Raw genomic sequence first — 18139 nt, 5'->3', positions numbered from 1 at the left:
TTGTTGGCAACGAATCTCTGTTCGATAGTCTAGGGTTATGATGCATCTATTTTTACTGCTGACACAATTGGTATGGGCGGCTCCGCAAGCGGCTCTTTATGAACGTCCTTGCTACATTGACGAAGGCGACGCGCTGACGACCCATCTGCAGGTTTCAGACAGCCAGTGGATCATGACTCATGTGGCTTATGAAGAAGATGCGTGCAAACAGCCGTATCTGACGTTTGAGATCCAGTACAACACCGTCACTGCCGGGACTGACGTGGATATGACTGTGTCGGAATCCTCTTACACTCCTCTGACGGAAGAGGTGGCCGAGGCTTTGAATATGGTGAGATACTGCGACTACACTGACTGGAAACGTGGCGAGAAAAAAGTCGTCTCTGGATACTTGTGTGACGAGTACAAGGCACCGAACGTGGGAGACAAAACTTATTCAATCTTCAAGGCGGAACAAAAAGACGGAGCCGAATTGCTTTATATCGGAACCGCCTCGGCGGACGGAAGTGGCAAGACACCCTCCCAACGTCATAAAAAGTACGAACCGCTTCCGTTCTTTAAACGATAAAAAACAAAAAACCGGATGAAAATCCGGTTTTTTATTAACGCAATCCGCCTCCGTAGCGATGGCTGATTGCGCCATGCCGAGCTGATTTCCCCATCAAGGGTTACTTCTTTTTGGTCTTCTGAACTTCAAAAATGTACGGATAGAAGAGACTCACGACTTTCCCCGCTCTTTGACTTTGCAGTTTTTCGAACTTCGCCTGACGAATGGAATTTTCAATACAAGAGTTCAAAGCTTCAGAGGCTGGACGAATGCGGTTTTCCTTGAACTGGAAGTTCGTCACTGTGCCTTCAGAATCAAAACTGAAATCCACAACCACTTTACCCACCGGAATCGGCTGATTGGCCGCTTTGGCTTCAGCAACCGTCTGGTCATGACATTTTTTAAGTTCACCGATCACAACGTCTTTGTTGGTGTGGTGAGCGGACTTCAGATCGACTTTGGCTTCGCCCTGAGGAGCTGTCAAAGTGATGTTTTCTGAAGGCATTTGCTCTGGTGTTTCAGAGCCAGGTACTGGATCTGCCGGAGGCGTCTGCGCCCCTGCGTGCAAAGCCATAAGGGTCAGTGAAGTCACAATCAAAGATTTCATTTCTATTTCTCCTCGACCGCGGATACCACCGCGTTCAGAACTTTTTTAGCATGATCCACCTGGGATTTCATGGTTTCTTTTTCTTTCATTTTGCCCAGCATCTCTTCCGGGGCAAAACTCAAGGTCTGGAAGAACTCAAAACTTTTTGCAATATCATCACCGTGGTCACGGCGAATACTTGGCGGAATCACTTCCAGCAGACGTTCAATTTCCATCGCCGCCCCACCTGTGCCGGACACTTCACCCAGAACTGTGTAGAAGGTGTTGGTCATTTCCACACCCACTTTACGGTAGTCGGTTTTACCCAAAGCCGTGTCGACAACTTTGAAGCGTTTTTGAACAAGCTCTTTCAAAGTACGGCGACGTCGGCCCCAGCCGAATTCACGTTGAGCTCTAACCAGCAACAACAAAGAAGCAACAGAATATAAAACCGCCCACAACCATGGACGATAAAGGACGCTGGCTTCGGCTGCTGGCTGCCACTGCATCAAAGGATCTGGCAGACGGTTTTCGACCACCTTCGGAGCATCCGCTTTTTTACCGGCATCCGCCATGCGTGAAGAAGAACCCACCGGCGCATTTGGATTGTTGGAAACAGTCAGGTTGATCGGTTGAGTGGTGCGCGTGTAGTACTTCTTGGTCTGAGGATCAAACATGCTGACACTCAAGCCCGGCAGAACCATCTGGCCTTCCTGACGAGGAATCACCAGCACTTCAAATTCTTTGTAGCTGCGCCCGTTTTTAAAGAACTTGGATTCCGACTTGCTGTCGTACTGCTCAAGGCCCGTTGGCAGATTCAAAGCCGGAAGATCAATCATCTTCGCATTGCCGGCACCCTCAAAGCGGATTTTCAGACTGAACGGCTGATTCACCAAAACCTGCGGATTTTCCACAGACGCATGCAGCTCAAACTGCCCCACCGCTCCGGTAAAGTCAGAAGGACGCCCTTCCAATGGCAACGGTTTTACTTTGACTGGAACTGCCGCAGAACTTTTCGTGTACTCATACGGCTTGCCATAGAATCCAAAACCTTGGGTCGGCAGGCGCACGCGGGACTTGATTTTGTATTCATCAATGGTCGCCGTCCCCGGTTTGATCGGGAACAGAGCGTGGGACGCCAGCAGCGCCTTTTTCCAAGGGGTGCCGTTCACGATTTCTTCGGTGAACTGGATGGAGGGAACTTCTTCGATGATCTCTTTCCAGTAGCCTTTCAGACTTGGGAACTTAAGACGATCCAGGGTTTCCATCTGACCACGGGTGTAGATGTACCAGTTGACTGTCACCTGCTCGCCTTCAAAGACCTCGGTCTTGTCGACTTCAACAGAAATGAAAAAGGCTTCGTTGGGATTCGTCGGCAAACTGCGGAAGGCAGCTTCCGGCAAGCCCGTCGTATTCGGATAGCCACCAAAGTCTTCTTGCTGCTGCTGTCCCTGCATTTGCTGTTGTAAAAGTCTTTGGCGCTGACGCAACAACTGATCAAAGATCTCTTGTTCGGCCTGATCCATGGATTCAAACGGATCATCAAAACCCGGAGGAGCCATCGACGGACGCTTCGGTGGTTTTCCCCCGCCCATGCTTTCCTGGCCGACTTTGATCACGATGGGTTGTGTGCGGTGGACCTTGCCACCGATCACGACCTCATAAGAACCAACGCTAAGAGTGCCCGTTTTCTTGGGGCTGAGCTGATAGTGGAATTCCTTGCGGCGTTGGGTCTGAAACTGCATCCCGGAAGGTGTGTTCACCAGCTTCTGAGCAACGGCATTGCTTTGCCAGTTGTTCAAAAGATCAAAGCCATCCAGATCCGGCAAACGCGGGTCCTGGATATCGACATCCTCACTGGATGTCACGGCCACGGTCAAAGTGAACGTATCGCCAAGGCCCATCTCGGTGCGGTCCACTGTGGCCTGCACCGTGGTGCCCGCGGCATGGGCAAAAAGCCCGAAGAAAATAAAACTTAGAAAGAACAGGAAATTACCAGTCTTTGTCACGAGGCTGCTCCTTCACATCTTTGCGATTGTATTCAGCACGGATTTTTTCTTCCTGCTGTTTCAATTCGCCCAGGATCTTTTTCACGTCCCCTTCAGTCAGCTCTTTCCCGTTGAACGGACGAGGCTTGTACTTTTGGGACTGTTGAGGGGTTTTGCCCTCTTTTTGTTCCTGATCCTTGTCGCCTTCTTTAGGATCTTTACCATCCTGATTTTGATTCTGCTGATTCTTATCACCGTTTTGCGGCTGATCTTGCTTGCCTTCACCACCGCCCTGCCCCTGCTGTTGTTGGGTCAGAAGCTCGATGTTGGTTTTCACTTCTTTGGAAGAAGGAATGATCTCCAGCGCCTTTTGGTAAACCGCCAAGGCTTCGTCCACTTGTTTAGCTTTGCCTAAAAGCTGCGCCTGATTAAAGCGCGCCATAAACACCAGCTCAAAGTTCTTGTCAGCCAAGGCCAGCTTCTCGGCTTCACGATAAGACTGCAGTGCTTTTTCCGCCTGCTGCAGACCTTCAAAGCTCAAACCCAAATTCAAATGAAGCTGACTGACAAAGGGATCATAACGAAGCCCTTCAAGATACTTTTCCATAGCCCCCGGATAAGTCTGCGCCGTCAGGGCTTTGTTCCCCTCACGATTCAGCTCCAGAGTTTTAAGATGAGGCCTGCCCGGCCCACACCCTGTCAAAGCAACTGCGATTATGGATGCACCAACCAAGTGTTTCATGCTGGAGGCACCTCGTAGCGACCTTTCCAGAACAGGAAAGAGTTTCTGCGTTCACCCAGGAACAGTTCTAGAAGCGCGATGATAATTCCCAACATCAGAACTGTCTGGAAGCGTTCTTCGTACTGGGTGGCCATAGTCGTGTCGAACTGGGCTTTTTCAAGCTTGCTGATGTCTTCCACCAGCAACTTGGTCTGCTCGCCCCCAAAAGTGGCGAAATAGAAGCTGCCCTGACCGGCTTCAGCCAGCGCGCGCAAGGCATCGCCTTTCACGGTGGTCAGAATGGTCTGACCCTGACGGTCTTTTTTATAACCTTTTAAGAAGCCCATGCCGTCACGAACCGGAATAGCGCCGCCTTTTTCCGTCCCGTAAGCCAGCGAGAAGATTCTGACGCCTTCACCAGCCATTTTTTTGGCTTCATCCAATGCGCCCTGCTCGTGGTCTTCCCCGTCAGAGGCAATCAGGATCACGCGGGTTACCTTCACGGTTTCATCGGTGGAAACCCCACCGCGCTCGAAAGCTTCTTTGGAGATCTTCAAAGCTTCCGTGAAGTTTGTTCCTTGCGAGGACACAGAGCTTGGCTCCAGGGATTCCAGATACATTTTGATCGCGCCCGGATCATTTGTCAGGGGCGACAACAACGCCGCCGATCCGGCAAAGGCCACGATGCCCACTTTATTTCCCGGCATCAGATCCACCAGACGGCTCAGTTCGGCTTTGGCTTGCGCCAAGCGCGAAGGTTTCACGTCTTCGGCCATCATACTTTCAGAAACGTCGACGGCGAAGATGATCTCAACCCCTTCACTTTTGACTTCCTGTTGGGATTCACCCATTTGTGGGCGTGCCAAAGCCAGTACAAAACAAAGCACGGCCAAAACCTGCAAAGTGGTTTTGATTGAACGCTTCTTGCGCGATACAGAACTTGAAAGGAACGGATACAGTCTTGAACCAATGGCGGCTTCCATCTTTTTTCGCGACATGCGATCAAAGACAAAGCCCACGATGATAATCACCGGGATCAGCCACAAATAATTAAATGCCGCAAGGTTTTCAAAGCGGAACATTATGGCACCCTCCTTAACCAGGAACGGCCCAAAAGCAGTCCGGCCAAATAAAGAACCAAAGCCCAAATCAGGAAGGGCGGAAATTTTTCAGTGTAGTTCGTGAACTTGTTCACATCGATCTTGGTTTTTTCCAAAGTGTCGATGTCATTAAAGACCCGTTGCAAGGCCCCTTCATTGGTCGCGCGATAGTATTTACCGCCGGTGTCGGAAGCCATACGACCCAAAAGATCCTCGTTCACGGTGCTTTCAAATGGCTGATAGGTTTTTACCCTCTGGCCGAAGATGTCGCGGGAATAAACCGGGATGCGCGTCGGACCGTCTTTACCAATACCGATGGAATAAACCTTGATGCCGTAACCCTTGGCGATTTCAAGACCCGTTTCAGGATCAATCGTGCCCGAGTTGTTCTCCCCGTCCGTCATAAAGATCATGACACGGCTGCGGGCTTGGGAATCTTTCAAGCGGCCGGCCGCATTGGCCATCGCCACACCCAAAGCCGTACCATCTTTGATTTTTGCGCTGGAAGCACTGGAGATCTCATTCACCCGCTGCAAGATCATCTGATAATCCAGCGTAGGTGGTACCATGGTGAAAGATTCACCGGCAAACACCACCAGGCCAATACGATCGGAAGTACGCGCGCTGATGAACTTGGCGATGGTTTCTTTCGCGGCTTCCAGACGGTTCAAAGGCTTCATGTCTTCAATCAACATTGAATCAGAAACGTCCAGACAGATGACGATGTCGATACCTTCCACATTCTTGCGGATCTTGGTGTTCATTTCCTGCGGGCGCGCCAACGCGACAATCGCAAACACCAAAGCCAGGGATTTTAGAATCACCGGCAGGTGCATCAAACGCGTGCGCAAGGTCGGCGCCACGGATTTTAGCAGCTCAACCGAGCCAAACTGCAAAGTCGGCGTCTTCTTTTTTCTTTTCCAGAAGTTCCAGATAAGAATCAAAACCAGCGGCAGCAGGAACCACAGGGCCCACAACGAATGATAGGTCATGAGGACACCCTTTCCATTTTCTCTACCAGAGTGCGGCAGTGGGTGGCCAGATTCAAAACGTCGCTGCTGGAAAGGTTCTGCTTATCCGCGAACGCGTGCTGATATTCATGGAACAGCTTCAGCAGGCCTTCGCCCGCTTCCACATAGACGTTGCGATGGTATTTCTTGATATCCTTGATCACCAAACGCTCGCTCCACTCCAATGCCGGCACGCGGAACTGGCGGGTCAGGAAAAGCTTAAACATCTTATTGGTTTCAACCAGCACCTGCTCGATTTCTTCTTTTTTGGCGTCTTTGCCAAAGAAGACCGGATTGGCACGTTGAAGACGGCGATAGTTCTGATGGAATTCAGACAGCGGCGTTAAAGCCGAGTCATGTTCACGCAGGCGTTCCAGCATATTGCGTCTTTGAATCACGCGATAAATCTTGGTGATCGCAATCAAAGCAATCACACCCAGGAATGCCGCTAAAATTCCCCAATAAAGCATCGGCACACCGATGCTGGCAGGCCCAATCGGACCATAAGGTTCTTGTTTCACGGGCTGTTCACCCGGATTTTGCGGCGGAGGCGGCAACACGGAAGTCACCCCGTATTGAATCGGCCCCAGATCCAGCGTCTGCACACCGTCACTCAGCTGCAGGTTTTCAAAGGGAATATTGCCAGCCGTGTACGCGGTGGCCTTGATATCAGCCAACGTGGGCGAGCGGAATTCAAAACCCAGAAGCTTGATCTGGTACTTCTGCTCAGGCTTCAGAACAAAATGAAGTTTTTCCTGCTGAAGATCGCGCGGGAATTCCCCGTCACACACCAAAAGAAACTCGCGCCCGACGGTGAGCTCGTTGTCTTTCAGTCCCTCGACTGCGGGAATTTCTGCCTTACACTGAATTAAAGCCATTATCTTCTCTTCTTAAAGAAGGCCACCAAAGGATTTACATAATCCTCGCTGGACTTCACATCCACACGCTCCACCTGAGCCAGGCGAAGCAGACGATCCCGGGCGTCTTTGCGTTTGGCCACGGCCTCTTCATACTGGGCGCGGAACGATTGCGAAGACGTGTCCACGGTGACGATCTCCCCGGTCTCGGCATCTTGCACTTCGATCACACCCATGGAAGGCAAAGAATACTCGGCCGCATCGTTGACCACGCAGGCCACGACGTCATGCTTTCTTCCCAGCAAACGCAAGGACTGTTCAAAGCCCTGATCCATAAAGTCACTGAATACAAACACCGTCGCGCGTTTCTTCAAAATCCCCTGCAAATAAGAGAACCCGGAAGAAAGCTTCGTGCGATGGCTTTTTGGTTTATAATAGAACAAATCCCGCAGCAGACGGTGCACGTGACCCCGCCCCTTTTTCGGCGGAACAAAGTGTTCAACCTGATCACTGAAAAGCAACAAACCAATCTGGTCGTTGTTCTTCACCGCAGAAAACGCCAAGAGGGCTGCCATGTGGGTCATGACTTCGCCCTTAAAATAGGGCCCGGTTCCAAAATCACTGGAACCACTGACGTCCACGGCCAGAATCAGGGTCAGTTCACGCTCTTCCTCGAAGGTTTTGATGTACGGCTTTCCCGTGCGCGCGGTCAGCGGCCAGGAAATCGAACGAACATCATCGCCCGGAACGTACTCCCTGAAATCTGCAAAAGTCATCCCCTGCCCTTTGAAGGCCGTGTGGTATTCACCAGCAAAGAGATTGTTCACAAGTCTTCTTGTGTTGATCTCGAGCAGTTTGACTTTCTTTAAGACCTCAGGAGGCAAGCTCACTATGGCACCTCGACCTGACTTAGGATTTCTTTGATGATGTCATCGGTTCTGATGTTTTCAGCTTCGGCTTCGTACGTCAGAATCAGACGATGGCGCAGAACGTGGTACGCAATGGCTTTCACGTCTTCGGCAGTCACATAACCGCGACCCCGCAAGAACGCGTGAGCTTTCGCCGCACGATACAAGCTGATCGTCGCACGCGGGGAACCACCCACGTTGATCAGGTTCGCAATACGGCTCAAACCGTATTCACCCGGCTTACGGGAGGCCATGATCAATTCCACGATGTAGTTTTTGATTTTGTTATCAACATAGATCTGATCCGCACGGTGAGCCGCACGCAAAAGGTCTTCTTTTGAAATCACCGGCTGCACTTCCGGTTTTTCGTTCGTGCCCATGCGGTTGAGGATTTCAAGCTCTTCGCCCTTACCTGGGTAAACGACGTTGATCTTGAACATGAAACGGTCCATCTGGGCTTCCGGAAGCGGATATGTACCTTCTTGTTCCAACGGATTCTGAGTCGCCAGAACCAGGAAGGGACTGGAAAGTTTGTAAGACTCATCCCCGATGGTGACTTGTTTTTCCGCCATGGCTTCAAGCAGTGCTGATTGCACTTTCGCCGGAGCACGGTTGATCTCATCCGCCAGAACGATGTTCGTGAAGATAGGTCCTTTGCGCGGAGCAAATTCACCGGATTTGGGATTGAAGATCATGGTACCAATCAAGTCCGTTGGCAGAAGATCCGGCGTAAACTGGATGCGTTGGAAATCCAATGAAATGGATTTGGAAACCGTCGCGATGGTCAGCGTCTTCGCCAAGCCAGGCACACCTTCCAGCAGGATGTGGCCGCCGGTCAGAAGGCCCATCATGATGCCCTCCACCATTTCCTTTTGCCCAACGACAACCTTGTTGATTTCAGCCATCATTTTATCAATGAATTGGCTCTCTTGCTTGATTGCGGCATTCAGGGCCATGATATCGACTTCACTCACGTTCTTGCCTCCAGAGTAGATGAACCTCTCTATTTCACAATTTGCTCTGAATCTTCGCAAGCTTAGAGTGAAATCCCGACGAAAAACTATGCGCCGTTCCTGTGCTTGCCAAGGGTCTGGTTTAGTGGGACTAATTTTATATGATCAACAACAATACAAAAGTCTGGATATTCATTCTATCAAGCTCTCTGGCCCTGCTGGTTCTTGGCTACCAGTTCGGGGAACGTCTGGGGTTGTTGATTGGTTTCTTCTTTGCGGTTCTTTTGAACTTCTTTGTGTTCTTTTATGGCGAAAGCCGCGTGCTGGCGAAATTGAACGCACAAAGAATCAAAGGCCAGGATTCCTGGGGTCTGATCGACAAGGTTCAAAAGATGTCAGCCCAACTGTCCATGCCGCCACCTGCGGTCTACATCACCCCGCATGCGTCCGTGAACGCATTCTGCGTGGGTCATTCCTGGAAGCGCGGATCTTTGGGTTTCACCGCCGGGCTTTTGCAAAAACTGAGCGATGAAGAGCTTGAAGCCGTCGTTGCCCATCAAATCTGCCACATCCGCCGTCTGGATACTTTCGCATTCGGAGTCAGCAGCACACTGGCTAATTCCGTGGTCGGCCTGGGGCAATTCCTGGACAACCTGATCCCTTATAAGTTGCAGTTCTTTATGCCTCTGCTGTCCCCGATTGGCTGGCTGATCATCAAGCTTGTGGTGGTGGAAAAGTCTTTCTTTGAAAATGATTTGATGGCTTCCGAACTTTTGGAAAGCCGCAACCGTCTGGGTGAGGTTTTGTGGCGCATGGAGGGTCTGGCTCAGACCCAGCCGCTGGACATCCCGGCCTGCACCAGTCATCTGTTTATGGTGAACCCGGAAGGTTTTAGACAAAAGAATCTATTCCTGAAATCCCACCCGGCCATTGAGGTCCGTTTGCAAAAGCTGATGGGTTATTACCCCATCTAACTTGACAGGATTAGCAGGGAACTCACATTCACAAAGAGGGTATTTATGAACGAAAAAATTGAAGCCTCCTTTTCAGTCCTAATTATGTCCGTCGCCTCTTCGGCGATTATGGCTATGGGTCTGGCTCCAAATCCTCAAAACGGCGAAGTGAGCAAAGATAAAAATATGGCTCGCTTTAACATCGACCTTTTGGTGGTCCTGCAACAGAAGACCAAAGGAAATCTAACTGGCGATGAAGCCAAATTTTTGGAAAACTTAATCAGTGATCTGCAAATGAAATTTGTGTCTATGTAAGGAGAAAACTGTCTATGAAGACGCTGTTGGTTCTTATTCTGTCTGTCGCAATGACCGCTCAAGCCCAAACGGGCGCGAAGGAACTCCCGAAAGATCCGCCGAAGATGAATCTGAGCGCCGCCCTGCCGGGGAATCTGTTTGTTGAACTGGCCAAGGCCATCAACCCGGCGGTCGTGAATATCTCCACCACCGCAATTCCCAAGAACTCTCCGCGCATGCGCGACCCGATGCTGGATATGCTGGAACAGCTTTATGGCTTCCGCATGCAGCAACCTCAACAGCAGCAACAGCGCCCGCAGCAAATGGGCCTGGGTACCGGCTTCATCATCCGTGAAGACGGCCTGATCGTGACCAACAACCACGTGATCGCCGGTGCTGACATCATCAACGTGCAGCTCAGCGAAAAATCCACCGAAGTGTTTGAGGCAACCCTTGTCGGCAGCGACGAACGCACGGACATCGCGCTGATCAAGATCACTCCAAAAGGCAAACTGCCAGTGGCGGTTCTGGGCTCTTCTAAAGACGTGGAAGTCGGCGAATGGGTGGCGGCCTTCGGGAATCCATTCGGTCACGGTCACTCAATGACCAAAGGAATTATTTCCTCCAAAGGCCGCGACATCACTGAGATCAATAAAATCCCTCTGCTTCAGACTGATGCCAGCATCAATCCGGGGAACTCGGGCGGTCCGCTGGTGAACACCAAAGGTCAGGTGATCGGCGTGAACTCGGCGATTGATGCGCGCGCGCAAGGGATCGGTTTTGCGATCCCGATTGATGAAGTCAAAGCCATCTTGCCAATCCTTGAATCCAAGGGCCGTATTGCCCGTGGCTTCCTGGGTACGGCCTTGGGTGACTTGGATCCGGAAGCCGCCGAGTACCTGGGACTGGGCGAGCTTCGCGGGGCCGTGATCACGCAGGTGTCTCCGGGCAGCCCGGCTTTGAAGGCCGGTTTGAAAATGTATGACATCGTGACCGAGTTTAACGGCAAGAAAATCAGAACCTCTTTGGATCTGATGGATGCGGTGGCAGACGCCCCTATCGGTCAGCCGATCAAAACCAAGATCATCCGCAACAACAAGGAAATGACCCTGAATGTGGTGACGGCCGAACGTGTGGAAGAAAAACGCGCGGTTCGCGCAGCGACTAAAACCTATGCGGGCCAGAAAGCTCCGTTTGATCTGGGCTTCACGGTGATTGATCCAACCACCGAGCTTCGCAAGGAATGGGGCCTGCCGGACGATATGAAGCAGCCGGTGGTGATCGAGACGGAAAGAAACTCCAACGCCTCCAAGGGTGGTTTGCGCGTGGGCGATGTGATTTTGGATGTTAATAAACAGCCGGTCGACACCGCCAAGGACGTTTTAAAGGCTCTTAAAAAGGGCAAGAACACCCTTAGAATTGCCCGCAACACCCGTATTCAGATCATCAGCATCGAATAGTTTGGCCTTCGGAAATTTTAATAAAGAGCAGTGCTTCAAAGCCCATCTTCGGATGGGCTTTTTTATTTTGCCGCTATATAAGTAAACACCTGCCTCAAATTGAGGCAGGTCGCGGAACCTCAGTAAAAATATAAAAAAATCCTCGACCTAGGTCTTTAGTTTTTCTTGGGCCCACCGAGAAGAAATACGGACCATAGTTTGGCTCCAAGATTGCGACAAAAAGGCCGGTCAAACGGCTTTTAAGAATGAGCAACTGTTATGGCAACAAGAACGGCAACAAGAAAGGGACTGTATGAAAGTCACCGAGGTGAAAGTTTTCCCCGTCAATGAGGACCGGCTGAAGGCCTACGTCTCGATCACTCTGGACAACTGTTTTGTCGTGAGGGATCTGAAGGTCATCCAAGGAACCAGCGGTTTGTTCGTGGCTATGCCCAGCAAAAAACGCAAAGACGGTCAGTTCCGCGATATCGCCCACCCCCTGAATCAGGAGACCCGGGCGATGATTGAAGACCTCATATTTGAGGCCTACGAAAAAGAATTAAAATCCATGGGCGAAACCCTGGTCAGTCTAAAACGCCAAAAAGCTCCTGGGAGCGACTACGGCAACGACGACTACTAGGTTTGACTTGATTCACCCTAGGGCCATGGGGCCGGGGTCGAGTTCCCTGCTCACGCACACCTGGCTGCCTAATGTGGAGGCAGCCAGCAACGGCGGCTTCAAGTAAACCCCCTGGAATTCTTAGCCCGTCAGATCCCTGACGGGCTTTTTTATTAAAAGGTTCCCGGTTCTTTCCCAGGCCCATGGCGCGTTATCTTTCAACGCATAAAGTCTTTTCTTGATTTTGGGCCGCAATATCCGTAATTTGGGCCTTCGAACGCATCATCTTGCTGGGGTATCGTCAAGTTGGTAAGACAACAGATTTTGATTCTGTCATTCGCAGGTTCGAGTCCTGCTACCCCATCCATTTTTCCTAAAAAAAATAAGACAACATAGACACCAGGAAACTCGCTTCGGGCATTGCTACGTCTTCAGGGTAGCAGGACTCGAAGAGAGCAATCGGCTTTGCGGTGAATGCGCCAGTGGCGCGTTCAGCGTAAAGCGGCAGGCCCGGACGGCCTGACGAGATTGCGGCCCCGGCTCCGGGACGAAAAGGCGTGACGCCTTTTCGTGGGAGGACCGAGTCCTGCTTTTTGACGCCTCGACCTGACATAGCACCTAATTGACGGCCCCTTACCCTTATTTATAAAAATCCCATAGCCACCATTCAATTAATGTTAAGCAAAGGAATGACCTGCATGTGGAATTACCTCGGCGCTCTTTTACTGGAAAAGGAATTTCAAATTGGCATTCTGCTCTTGCTCATAGGCTCTATGGGCACATTGATGTGGGGTTTTACCAAAAAAGCATATGAGAAGGTCCGTCCACCCCAAGCAGCAGATGATAGTCCACTATCGTTTGAATACTGGCGGCTTTTCGGCGGGGCAACTGTCCCCCTCATTATGAGGGTTCTGGCCGAGGAATATTCAGTTGAAGAGCAGCGGCTATCTGATGACGAATGGCCCTACGCCAATCTTCACTTCGCCAGCGGTGAAGATAAATTCGTTTTGTTAAAGAAACCAATTTTTTCATTTTTTCATACTTTAAAATTGAAACGATCGGAGCCGTTGCTCGTGGCTAGAGACCCCTTATGGGATCTATATTCCTTCAAGCATGAAGAAGGCATCAGACTAGATTTTTTGGCAAAGCCTCCCGACGATATCAATATCATGAGATGGATTGAGGAAAACTATATGGATGAGTCCGGAGATGTAAACTATCCGGAAACCGTGAGATCTAAGTGGTCACCTCAACCTGAAAGTGATTTGTCAAATCAAGTTGGTTTCCTGTTTTTCAAAGTAAAAAACAAATCATCAGAATCTCTATACGACACTTCAATTGAGTTTGAAAGGTCAAGTGTTTTAGAGTTCTATAGCGATATAAAACATCCTATATCGCATGATTGGCAAACCATAAAACGATCCTTTGAACACAAAGGTCAACCAGAGCAATACCTAAACAGCACGCCTTTTGAGGACGGCACAAAAAAAGTAGTTAAGATTCCAGAGCTTCTTTCAAATCAAGAACTTCTGTTTCTTATTTCCGTCTACAGGTCAGATGCGGATGGATTCGAAGTACAATATTTCTCCGACAAATACCTTCCGCTTTCAGCAGAAATTCGAACCGAAAAAAGCACCCACAAAATCAATATTAGATCGCCACATAAACAGGCAGCCCTAAAAAGGAAGGTACCTTATGGGTGGTTTCAACAATAAAAAATAGAAGTAACTCTCTATCGTATAGTCTTCCGAGCTTCAACGGACAGACTAACTCTTCTCAGAGTAATACTTTTGCAGATCCTCAATATGTTTTTTCATTTCTTTAGCTCTTGCTGAAACCTCTCGTAAAGAGTTCTCAAGACCTTGTTTTATTTCCGAAGTATAATTTCCCGATAAAGCATTAACCTGATGGTATCGCCCAAACTCCTCAATGCGCCCATCACAAACATTGACTATCTCCTGCAGAACCTGTTTACTTTTAAGAACATTCGAAAGTGATTCACGAGCATTCAAGTCTTCAAGATTAATCTCTCTTTTAAGCCTATTAGCACTAATTGCGACTCTTTTTCCAGACCAGTTCAGAAACTTCTCATAGACCTCTTTTAATATCGGAAGCACCAAAATACAAATTATCGTGAGCCCTAGCGACCAACCAAAACTCGTCCAGAAATAATCTTCAAGAACTCGATTACCTTCCCTCAACTTTCCCTGATAATCTAACTCAGAAAAGATTATTACGAAAAATCTCCAATTAAAGATAAGTAAATAAATTGAGAAAGTTCCAAAGATTGGACTTTCAAGACGGCTTTTAATAGCTCCACTTACTTCATCAAAACTCATTCGTTACCTCTCACATGTCCCAACCAAGAGATTGGCAAGCAATTAGAAATCGTAGTACTCTGGACATCAACTTCATGTCCACAATGCCCTGCCTTTCTAGAGAAGTAAATTCGAACGTGCTCTGTCGCCCATAGCAACAAACAAGTCCACACCCATCCAACAAACTATTACAGTACTCATTGTCTTAATTCTGGCATGCTATCTTTAGGGGGAATCATACCTAGACACTCCTTTAAGTCTCCAAAACTTGGTATTAACTATAATTCAAAAAAAGTCGTACTTCTTCAAAATCCAAGAACCACCGAAGACGCCGATCGTATTCTCAATGAACTTGACCAATGTAAAGCCAAACTTCTTGCAGACGGAATTTGCGATCATGATGTAACCACCATGTTGATTGATCTCCTTTTTGAGAAGATCGTCCTGAAGTCTCGTTCTTAAACCAACTGTACCATTCAATGGGAAGATGAGAAACCTACTGGGACTTACCCAATAAGCCTGCCATCTCTCTCCGCTAGAACCCCCTCCCAAATTTACAAAACCCCTCCCCTTCACCCCACTTTCAAATACTTAATTTGCGTTTTCCCGGGATAAACAATAAATCATCTAGCAACCAAAACCCTGGAGAAACCTTTGAAAGCCTTCAAACGTGCCCTGACTGCGATCGTTCTGTCCCTGGCTCCGTTCGTAAACGCTCACGCTGCTGTATGCACTATCACCACGAGCGAAACCCCATTTAAAGCCTCTAAAGAACAGCCGGACCGCGAATACGCGACCCTTGAAAAAGGCTCTGCCAACGGAGTTGATTTTTACCTGCGTGCCGCTCACGGCGTGGTTCGACTGGAAGCTTGGAAATCCGGAAAACTCGTAGTCAGCACCTTTGCTCAAGAAGGCGCTCAGTCCCCTTATGGCGATGCCCTGAACCTGGCGATCCAAACCCCTGCGGGTCCGGTAGAGGCTCAATGTGAAGGCTTCAACGCCCTGCTTGGCTATTAGAACCAGTTAAAACTACAAAAGGGGCAAAAGCCCTTGCCTATACCCCTGTTTTTATGGGACTTTCGCCCGTCATCCCCTAAAAACAGGAAATACGTTATGCAAGACTTCATCCCTCCACAACCACCAAAATCCTTCCGCATTGTTCTGGAGCTGTTCAAGTCTGCCAAACGCCTTGATGGCGTCCTGCTAACGGCGATCAAAAACCAAAACGAAGACCTGAATCTGCGCGAGATTTCCCGCACACAATACAAAGAGCTATTTACTTCCGGAAAAATCCTGATCAAAGGTCAAAGAGCAACACCGTCTTCTTCCGTTGCTAAAGGCATCACTTACGTAGACATCCTGGGATTCAAAAACAAATAATCCAGTCGGCGGGATGCTTAAGTCCCGCCAAACTTCGCGATCATGCCGCAGCGACAGGCACCGAAAATGTTCTTATCTGGATTGGCTTTCACCGTGACGGCCCCACAAAGACAAGTGCCTGTGATGTGATTCCCTGTTTCCATTTTAATTCCCCTTTGCCTTGCTCATCTCAACCAGACGTTTGCGGATCTTGCCGATATCCATCTTGGGATTATAGTTCGTCACGGCCGCAAGCCACGCCCCGTCCGCAGCATATCGGATGATTTCCAACTGCTGGTCGGAATCGGTCTTGGCGTGCCTTTTCATTCTTTTCACGTACCAATCAGTACTCAACGATGACAGATCCGGGTCGGAAAGAAGCACGGATGAAAAAGCTTTTCCGTACTCGCTATGCAAATCTAAAATCACCTGCACATAAGCGCGAGTGAAAACACCATAGTCATTCGAGTCTTTCGCGATCAGAGCATCAATTTCTTCATCCAGGCTTTCCACCAGATAGTCCATCATGGCGGCAATCAAAGCCCGCTTGTTTTCAAAATGATGAAATAACGCCCCCTTCGTCACCCCCGCGGCTTTTGAAACCAAACTTAAGGTGATCGCTGGAACCCCCTGCTCACTTGCAAGCTTTGCCGTGGCCTTTAGCAAAGCCAGTCTCACATTTTCAGGGTCTTTCTTTCTCTTGGCGGGACTTTTCGTTTTCATTTCTATCCTAAAAGTTGATGCACCTTTACAAACATACCGGACGGTAGGTATGCTGGCAAGGATTATGGAAAACACGCTAAAACACAATAAATGGCTCATTCTCTTTGCGGCCTTGCTGGCAAGCCTCCCCGTCGTGATCAACATGACCACCCTGCACGTGGCCATCCCGACACTGACAACCTCCCTGCAAGCCAGTGGCACGCAGGTGCTTTGGATTATTGATATCTATGCTTTGATGATGTCAGGTCTGTTGATCCCCATGGGAACACTCGCCGACCGAGTGGGCGGACGAAAGATGATTCTTGCTGGCTTGACGATCTTCCTCAGCGCTTCGTTTGTTGCATCATGGGCCACGTCAGCCAATTTCCTTATTTTTGCAAGGGCCGCCACCGCCTTTGGTGCGGCGATGATCATGCCCAGCATTCTGTCGATCATTCGCATTGCCTTTGATGATGAAAAAGAGCGCGGTCTTGCCTTGGGTACATGGGCCACGGTGGGTGCTGCTGGTGGGGCCATCGGGCCTCTGATCGGCGGCTATCTGCTGACGCATTTTTCCTGGAGCTATGTCTTTCTGATGAACGTTCCTTTGATTTTGATCATCATTCCATTCGGGGTGATGGTGTATCCAAAATCCGCAGTTCAACCTTCCGGCAAGTGGGCTTTCGATCAAGCCTTGCTGCTGATCGTTGGATTGATCAGTTGCATCTATGCCGTCAAGTCCGCATTTAAGGCAGACATCAGCATCTTGGAGCTTTCAGGAGCACTCGCCCTTGGCGCACTCAGTTTGTATGTGTTCTTTAGAAAACAAAAGACTTCCGAGTTCCCTCTTCTGGATTTGGAGCTGTTTAAGAAACAGGAAATTCGCGTTGGTTTGCTGCTGGCTTTGGTAGTTTCAGGAGCCATGGCGGGCGTTGAGTTCACCATTGCGCAAGAGCTTCAGTTTGTCTTCGACAAAACTCCTCTTCAGGCAGGTTCGGTCATGCTTCCGTTGATGCTGGCCACGGGGCTCGGTGGTCCCGTTTCCGGCTATCTTGTGGGAACCTTTGGCGTAAGACTTGTCGCGACCGTCAGCCTTCTGGTGTCGGCAGCATGCCTGCTGACACTGACGATTGCAGACTTTGGTTCCATTGGGCCCGTCATTGTCGGCTCCCTCTTCATTCTGGGGCTGTCCTTGGCAATTGGCCTTACGGCTTCTTCTATTGCTATTATGAATGCGGCCCCACCCGAGAAGGCCGGAGCGGCTGGCTCTATTGAAGCCGTCGGTTATGAACTGGGTATGGGACTGGGGATTACATTCTTTGGTTTGATGATGTCAGCAAGCTATCGTCACGCAATCACCCAGGCTTCGGAAGTCATCGCCACCCTGCCCAAGCAGGCGACACTTACTATCGGCGACACCATGATCGCGGCAAAGCAGTTTGACCCAAGCACGACCGAAGCCATTCTGTCGGCGGCCAAGAATGCTTTTTCATCAGCCCATCAGAATGTGCTGGTCACTGCCGGAGTCATGATCGCCCTGGTCGGGATCATTGTTTTTGTTCTGCTTGGCAACCGTGCAGGCGGCCCACAGCGTTCTTAAATTCGTTTTCGGATTTATAAATCGCCAAGGCATTTTCAACCATCTCGTCGGCTGATACTGCCTGCTGGTTGATTTGAATCAAGGTCTTTAATTTCTGCGCGTCCAGAGAGGCGCGCTTTTCTTTGGCCGTCATTGCAATCCCGGCATAAGACTTCTTTACATGGGCTTGATGGCGCCCCACTAGT

At 49.7% G+C, this 18139-nt stretch carries 21 protein-coding genes and 1 tRNA gene; 10 read left to right on the top strand and 12 right to left on the bottom strand.

The window, feature by feature from the left end; genetic code table 11:
- The first annotated feature begins 37 nt into the window (after window positions 1-37).
- Window positions 38-568, top strand: a complete 531-nt coding sequence (locus ACNQKP_RS13900) for a hypothetical protein (RefSeq protein ID WP_374033664.1) — start codon at window positions 38-40, stop codon at window positions 566-568.
- 100 nt (window positions 569-668) lie between these two features.
- Here ACNQKP_RS13900 and ACNQKP_RS13895 read toward each other — a convergent pair whose 3' ends face one another.
- Genes ACNQKP_RS13895 through ACNQKP_RS13860 form a run of 8 tightly spaced genes read right to left on the bottom strand, consistent with a single transcriptional unit; the run spans window position 669 to window position 8673 of the window.
- Window positions 669-1154 (bottom strand): hypothetical protein, encoded by a 486-nt coding sequence (locus ACNQKP_RS13895; protein ID WP_417865279.1) that lies wholly within the window; start codon window positions 1152-1154, stop codon window positions 669-671.
- Window positions 1155-1156: 2 nt separating this feature from the next.
- On the bottom strand, window positions 1157-3142 hold the full coding sequence (locus ACNQKP_RS13890) for a BatD family protein (protein WP_417865277.1): 1986 nt from the start codon (window positions 3140-3142) through the stop codon (window positions 1157-1159).
- Window positions 3126-3863, bottom strand: a complete 738-nt coding sequence (locus tag ACNQKP_RS13885; RefSeq protein ID WP_417865275.1) for a tetratricopeptide repeat protein — start codon at window positions 3861-3863, stop codon at window positions 3126-3128. The genes ACNQKP_RS13890 and ACNQKP_RS13885 overlap by 17 nt, the downstream gene beginning before the upstream one ends.
- Window positions 3860-4924 (bottom strand): vWA domain-containing protein, encoded by a 1065-nt coding sequence (locus tag ACNQKP_RS13880; protein ID WP_015091830.1) that lies wholly within the window; start codon window positions 4922-4924, stop codon window positions 3860-3862. The genes ACNQKP_RS13885 and ACNQKP_RS13880 overlap by 4 nt, the downstream gene beginning before the upstream one ends.
- Entirely contained in the window at window positions 4924-5934 is a 1011-nt protein-coding gene (locus ACNQKP_RS13875; protein ID WP_417865273.1) for a vWA domain-containing protein, read from the bottom strand. The genes ACNQKP_RS13880 and ACNQKP_RS13875 overlap by 1 nt, the downstream gene beginning before the upstream one ends.
- Entirely contained in the window at window positions 5931-6830 is a 900-nt protein-coding gene (locus ACNQKP_RS13870; protein ID WP_417865271.1) for a hypothetical protein, read from the bottom strand. Before ACNQKP_RS13870 ends, ACNQKP_RS13875 begins: the two co-directional genes overlap by 4 nt.
- Entirely contained in the window at window positions 6830-7699 is an 870-nt protein-coding gene (locus tag ACNQKP_RS13865) for a DUF58 domain-containing protein (protein ID WP_015091833.1), read from the bottom strand. The genes ACNQKP_RS13870 and ACNQKP_RS13865 overlap by 1 nt, the downstream gene beginning before the upstream one ends.
- Complete coding sequence (locus tag ACNQKP_RS13860; RefSeq protein ID WP_038451994.1) at window positions 7699-8673, bottom strand: AAA family ATPase; 975 nt, start codon at window positions 8671-8673, stop codon at window positions 7699-7701. The genes ACNQKP_RS13865 and ACNQKP_RS13860 overlap by 1 nt, the downstream gene beginning before the upstream one ends.
- A gap of 158 nt (window positions 8674-8831) precedes the next feature.
- Here ACNQKP_RS13860 and ACNQKP_RS13855 point away from each other — a divergent pair, with 158 nt between their 5' ends.
- The 6 genes from ACNQKP_RS13855 to ACNQKP_RS13830 all read left to right on the top strand — a co-directional run bounded on the left by ACNQKP_RS13855 (window position 8832) and on the right by ACNQKP_RS13830 (window position 13690).
- The gene (locus tag ACNQKP_RS13855) at window positions 8832-9644 is read left to right on the top strand and encodes a M56 family metallopeptidase (RefSeq protein WP_417865269.1); all 813 of its coding nucleotides are present in this window, start codon (window positions 8832-8834) and stop codon (window positions 9642-9644) included.
- 45 nt (window positions 9645-9689) lie between these two features.
- The gene (locus ACNQKP_RS13850; RefSeq protein WP_011165185.1) at window positions 9690-9938 is read left to right on the top strand and encodes a DUF1844 domain-containing protein; all 249 of its coding nucleotides are present in this window, start codon (window positions 9690-9692) and stop codon (window positions 9936-9938) included.
- A 14-nt stretch (window positions 9939-9952) separates the two neighbouring features.
- Window positions 9953-11377 (top strand): trypsin-like peptidase domain-containing protein, encoded by a 1425-nt coding sequence (locus tag ACNQKP_RS13845; RefSeq protein ID WP_417865267.1) that lies wholly within the window; start codon window positions 9953-9955, stop codon window positions 11375-11377.
- A 292-nt stretch (window positions 11378-11669) separates the two neighbouring features.
- Window positions 11670-11996, top strand: a complete 327-nt coding sequence (spoVG, locus tag ACNQKP_RS13840; RefSeq protein WP_011165187.1) for a septation regulator SpoVG — start codon at window positions 11670-11672, stop codon at window positions 11994-11996.
- 270 nt (window positions 11997-12266) lie between these two features.
- Window positions 12267-12342, top strand: a tRNA-Gln gene (locus ACNQKP_RS13835).
- 307 nt (window positions 12343-12649) lie between these two features.
- Window positions 12650-13690, top strand: coding sequence for a hypothetical protein (locus ACNQKP_RS13830; RefSeq protein ID WP_417865265.1), 1041 nt, complete (start codon window positions 12650-12652; stop codon window positions 13688-13690).
- 51 nt (window positions 13691-13741) lie between these two features.
- Here ACNQKP_RS13830 and ACNQKP_RS13825 read toward each other — a convergent pair whose 3' ends face one another.
- Window positions 13742-14314 (bottom strand): hypothetical protein, encoded by a 573-nt coding sequence (locus tag ACNQKP_RS13825; protein WP_417865263.1) that lies wholly within the window; start codon window positions 14312-14314, stop codon window positions 13742-13744.
- Window positions 14315-14947: 633 nt separating this feature from the next.
- Here ACNQKP_RS13825 and ACNQKP_RS13820 point away from each other — a divergent pair.
- Together ACNQKP_RS13820 and ACNQKP_RS13815 are read left to right on the top strand one after the other, a co-directional pair.
- The gene (locus ACNQKP_RS13820) at window positions 14948-15310 is read left to right on the top strand and encodes a hypothetical protein (protein ID WP_417865261.1); all 363 of its coding nucleotides are present in this window, start codon (window positions 14948-14950) and stop codon (window positions 15308-15310) included.
- Between the two features lie 96 nt (window positions 15311-15406).
- Window positions 15407-15673 (top strand): hypothetical protein, encoded by a 267-nt coding sequence (locus ACNQKP_RS13815; RefSeq protein WP_417865259.1) that lies wholly within the window; start codon window positions 15407-15409, stop codon window positions 15671-15673.
- 17 nt (window positions 15674-15690) lie between these two features.
- Here the strand turns inward: ACNQKP_RS13815 and ACNQKP_RS13810 are convergent, their stop codons facing one another.
- Window positions 15691-15816: a hypothetical protein gene (locus tag ACNQKP_RS13810; RefSeq protein ID WP_417865257.1), complete on the bottom strand. Its 126-nt coding sequence runs from the start codon at window positions 15814-15816 to the stop codon at window positions 15691-15693.
- 1 nt (window position 15817) lies between these two features.
- Window positions 15818-16375: a TetR/AcrR family transcriptional regulator gene (locus ACNQKP_RS13805; RefSeq protein WP_417865255.1), complete on the bottom strand. Its 558-nt coding sequence runs from the start codon at window positions 16373-16375 to the stop codon at window positions 15818-15820.
- 49 nt (window positions 16376-16424) lie between these two features.
- Here ACNQKP_RS13805 and ACNQKP_RS13800 point away from each other — a divergent pair, with 49 nt between their 5' ends.
- Window positions 16425-17954 carry an MFS transporter gene (locus tag ACNQKP_RS13800; RefSeq protein WP_417865253.1) on the top strand — a complete coding sequence of 510 codons (1530 nt, stop codon included), beginning with the start codon at window positions 16425-16427 and terminating at the stop codon, window positions 17952-17954.
- On the opposite strand, the gene ACNQKP_RS13795 is transcribed toward ACNQKP_RS13800, so the two are convergent.
- On the bottom strand, window positions 17902-18135 hold the full coding sequence (locus tag ACNQKP_RS13795) for a hypothetical protein (RefSeq protein WP_417865251.1): 234 nt from the start codon (window positions 18133-18135) through the stop codon (window positions 17902-17904). The genes ACNQKP_RS13800 and ACNQKP_RS13795 overlap by 53 nt on opposite strands.
- Window positions 18136-18139: the final 4 nt, after the last annotated feature.

Origin of the sequence: Bdellovibrio bacteriovorus (assembly GCF_048286975.1) — a bacterium.
Lineage (GTDB): Bacteria > Bdellovibrionota > Bdellovibrionia > Bdellovibrionales > Bdellovibrionaceae > Bdellovibrio > Bdellovibrio bacteriovorus_H.
The sequence above is the reverse complement of the archived record's forward strand: the minus strand, read 5'-3'. Positions and strand labels throughout refer to the sequence as shown.

Coding starts and splice junctions, on each gene's coding strand:
- ACNQKP_RS13895 (WP_417865279.1), bottom strand. CDS start 1,154: ATGAAATCTTTGATTGTGACTTCACTGACCCTTATGGCTTTGCACGCA.
- ACNQKP_RS13880 (WP_015091830.1), bottom strand. CDS start 4,924: ATGTTCCGCTTTGAAAACCTTGCGGCATTTAATTATTTGTGGCTGATC.
- ACNQKP_RS13855 (WP_417865269.1), top strand. CDS start 8,832: ATGATCAACAACAATACAAAAGTCTGGATATTCATTCTATCAAGCTCT.
- ACNQKP_RS13850 (WP_011165185.1), top strand. CDS start 9,690: ATGAACGAAAAAATTGAAGCCTCCTTTTCAGTCCTAATTATGTCCGTC.
- ACNQKP_RS13825 (WP_417865263.1), bottom strand. CDS start 14,314: ATGAGTTTTGATGAAGTAAGTGGAGCTATTAAAAGCCGTCTTGAAAGT.
- ACNQKP_RS13810 (WP_417865257.1), bottom strand. CDS start 15,816: ATGGAAACAGGGAATCACATCACAGGCACTTGTCTTTGTGGGGCCGTC.
- ACNQKP_RS13800 (WP_417865253.1), top strand. CDS start 16,425: ATGCTGGCAAGGATTATGGAAAACACGCTAAAACACAATAAATGGCTC.
- ACNQKP_RS13845 (WP_417865267.1), top strand. CDS start 9,953: ATGAAGACGCTGTTGGTTCTTATTCTGTCTGTCGCAATGACCGCTCAA.
- ACNQKP_RS13900 (WP_374033664.1), top strand. CDS start 38: ATGATGCATCTATTTTTACTGCTGACACAATTGGTATGGGCGGCTCCG.
- ACNQKP_RS13870 (WP_417865271.1), bottom strand. CDS start 6,830: ATGGCTTTAATTCAGTGTAAGGCAGAAATTCCCGCAGTCGAGGGACTG.
- ACNQKP_RS13815 (WP_417865259.1), top strand. CDS start 15,407: ATGCAAGACTTCATCCCTCCACAACCACCAAAATCCTTCCGCATTGTT.
- ACNQKP_RS13860 (WP_038451994.1), bottom strand. CDS start 8,673: ATGGCCCTGAATGCCGCAATCAAGCAAGAGAGCCAATTCATTGATAAA.
- spoVG (WP_011165187.1), top strand. CDS start 11,670: ATGAAAGTCACCGAGGTGAAAGTTTTCCCCGTCAATGAGGACCGGCTG.
- ACNQKP_RS13885 (WP_417865275.1), bottom strand. CDS start 3,863: ATGAAACACTTGGTTGGTGCATCCATAATCGCAGTTGCTTTGACAGGG.
- ACNQKP_RS13875 (WP_417865273.1), bottom strand. CDS start 5,934: ATGACCTATCATTCGTTGTGGGCCCTGTGGTTCCTGCTGCCGCTGGTT.
- ACNQKP_RS13830 (WP_417865265.1), top strand. CDS start 12,650: ATGTTAAGCAAAGGAATGACCTGCATGTGGAATTACCTCGGCGCTCTT.
- ACNQKP_RS13805 (WP_417865255.1), bottom strand. CDS start 16,375: ATGAAAACGAAAAGTCCCGCCAAGAGAAAGAAAGACCCTGAAAATGTG.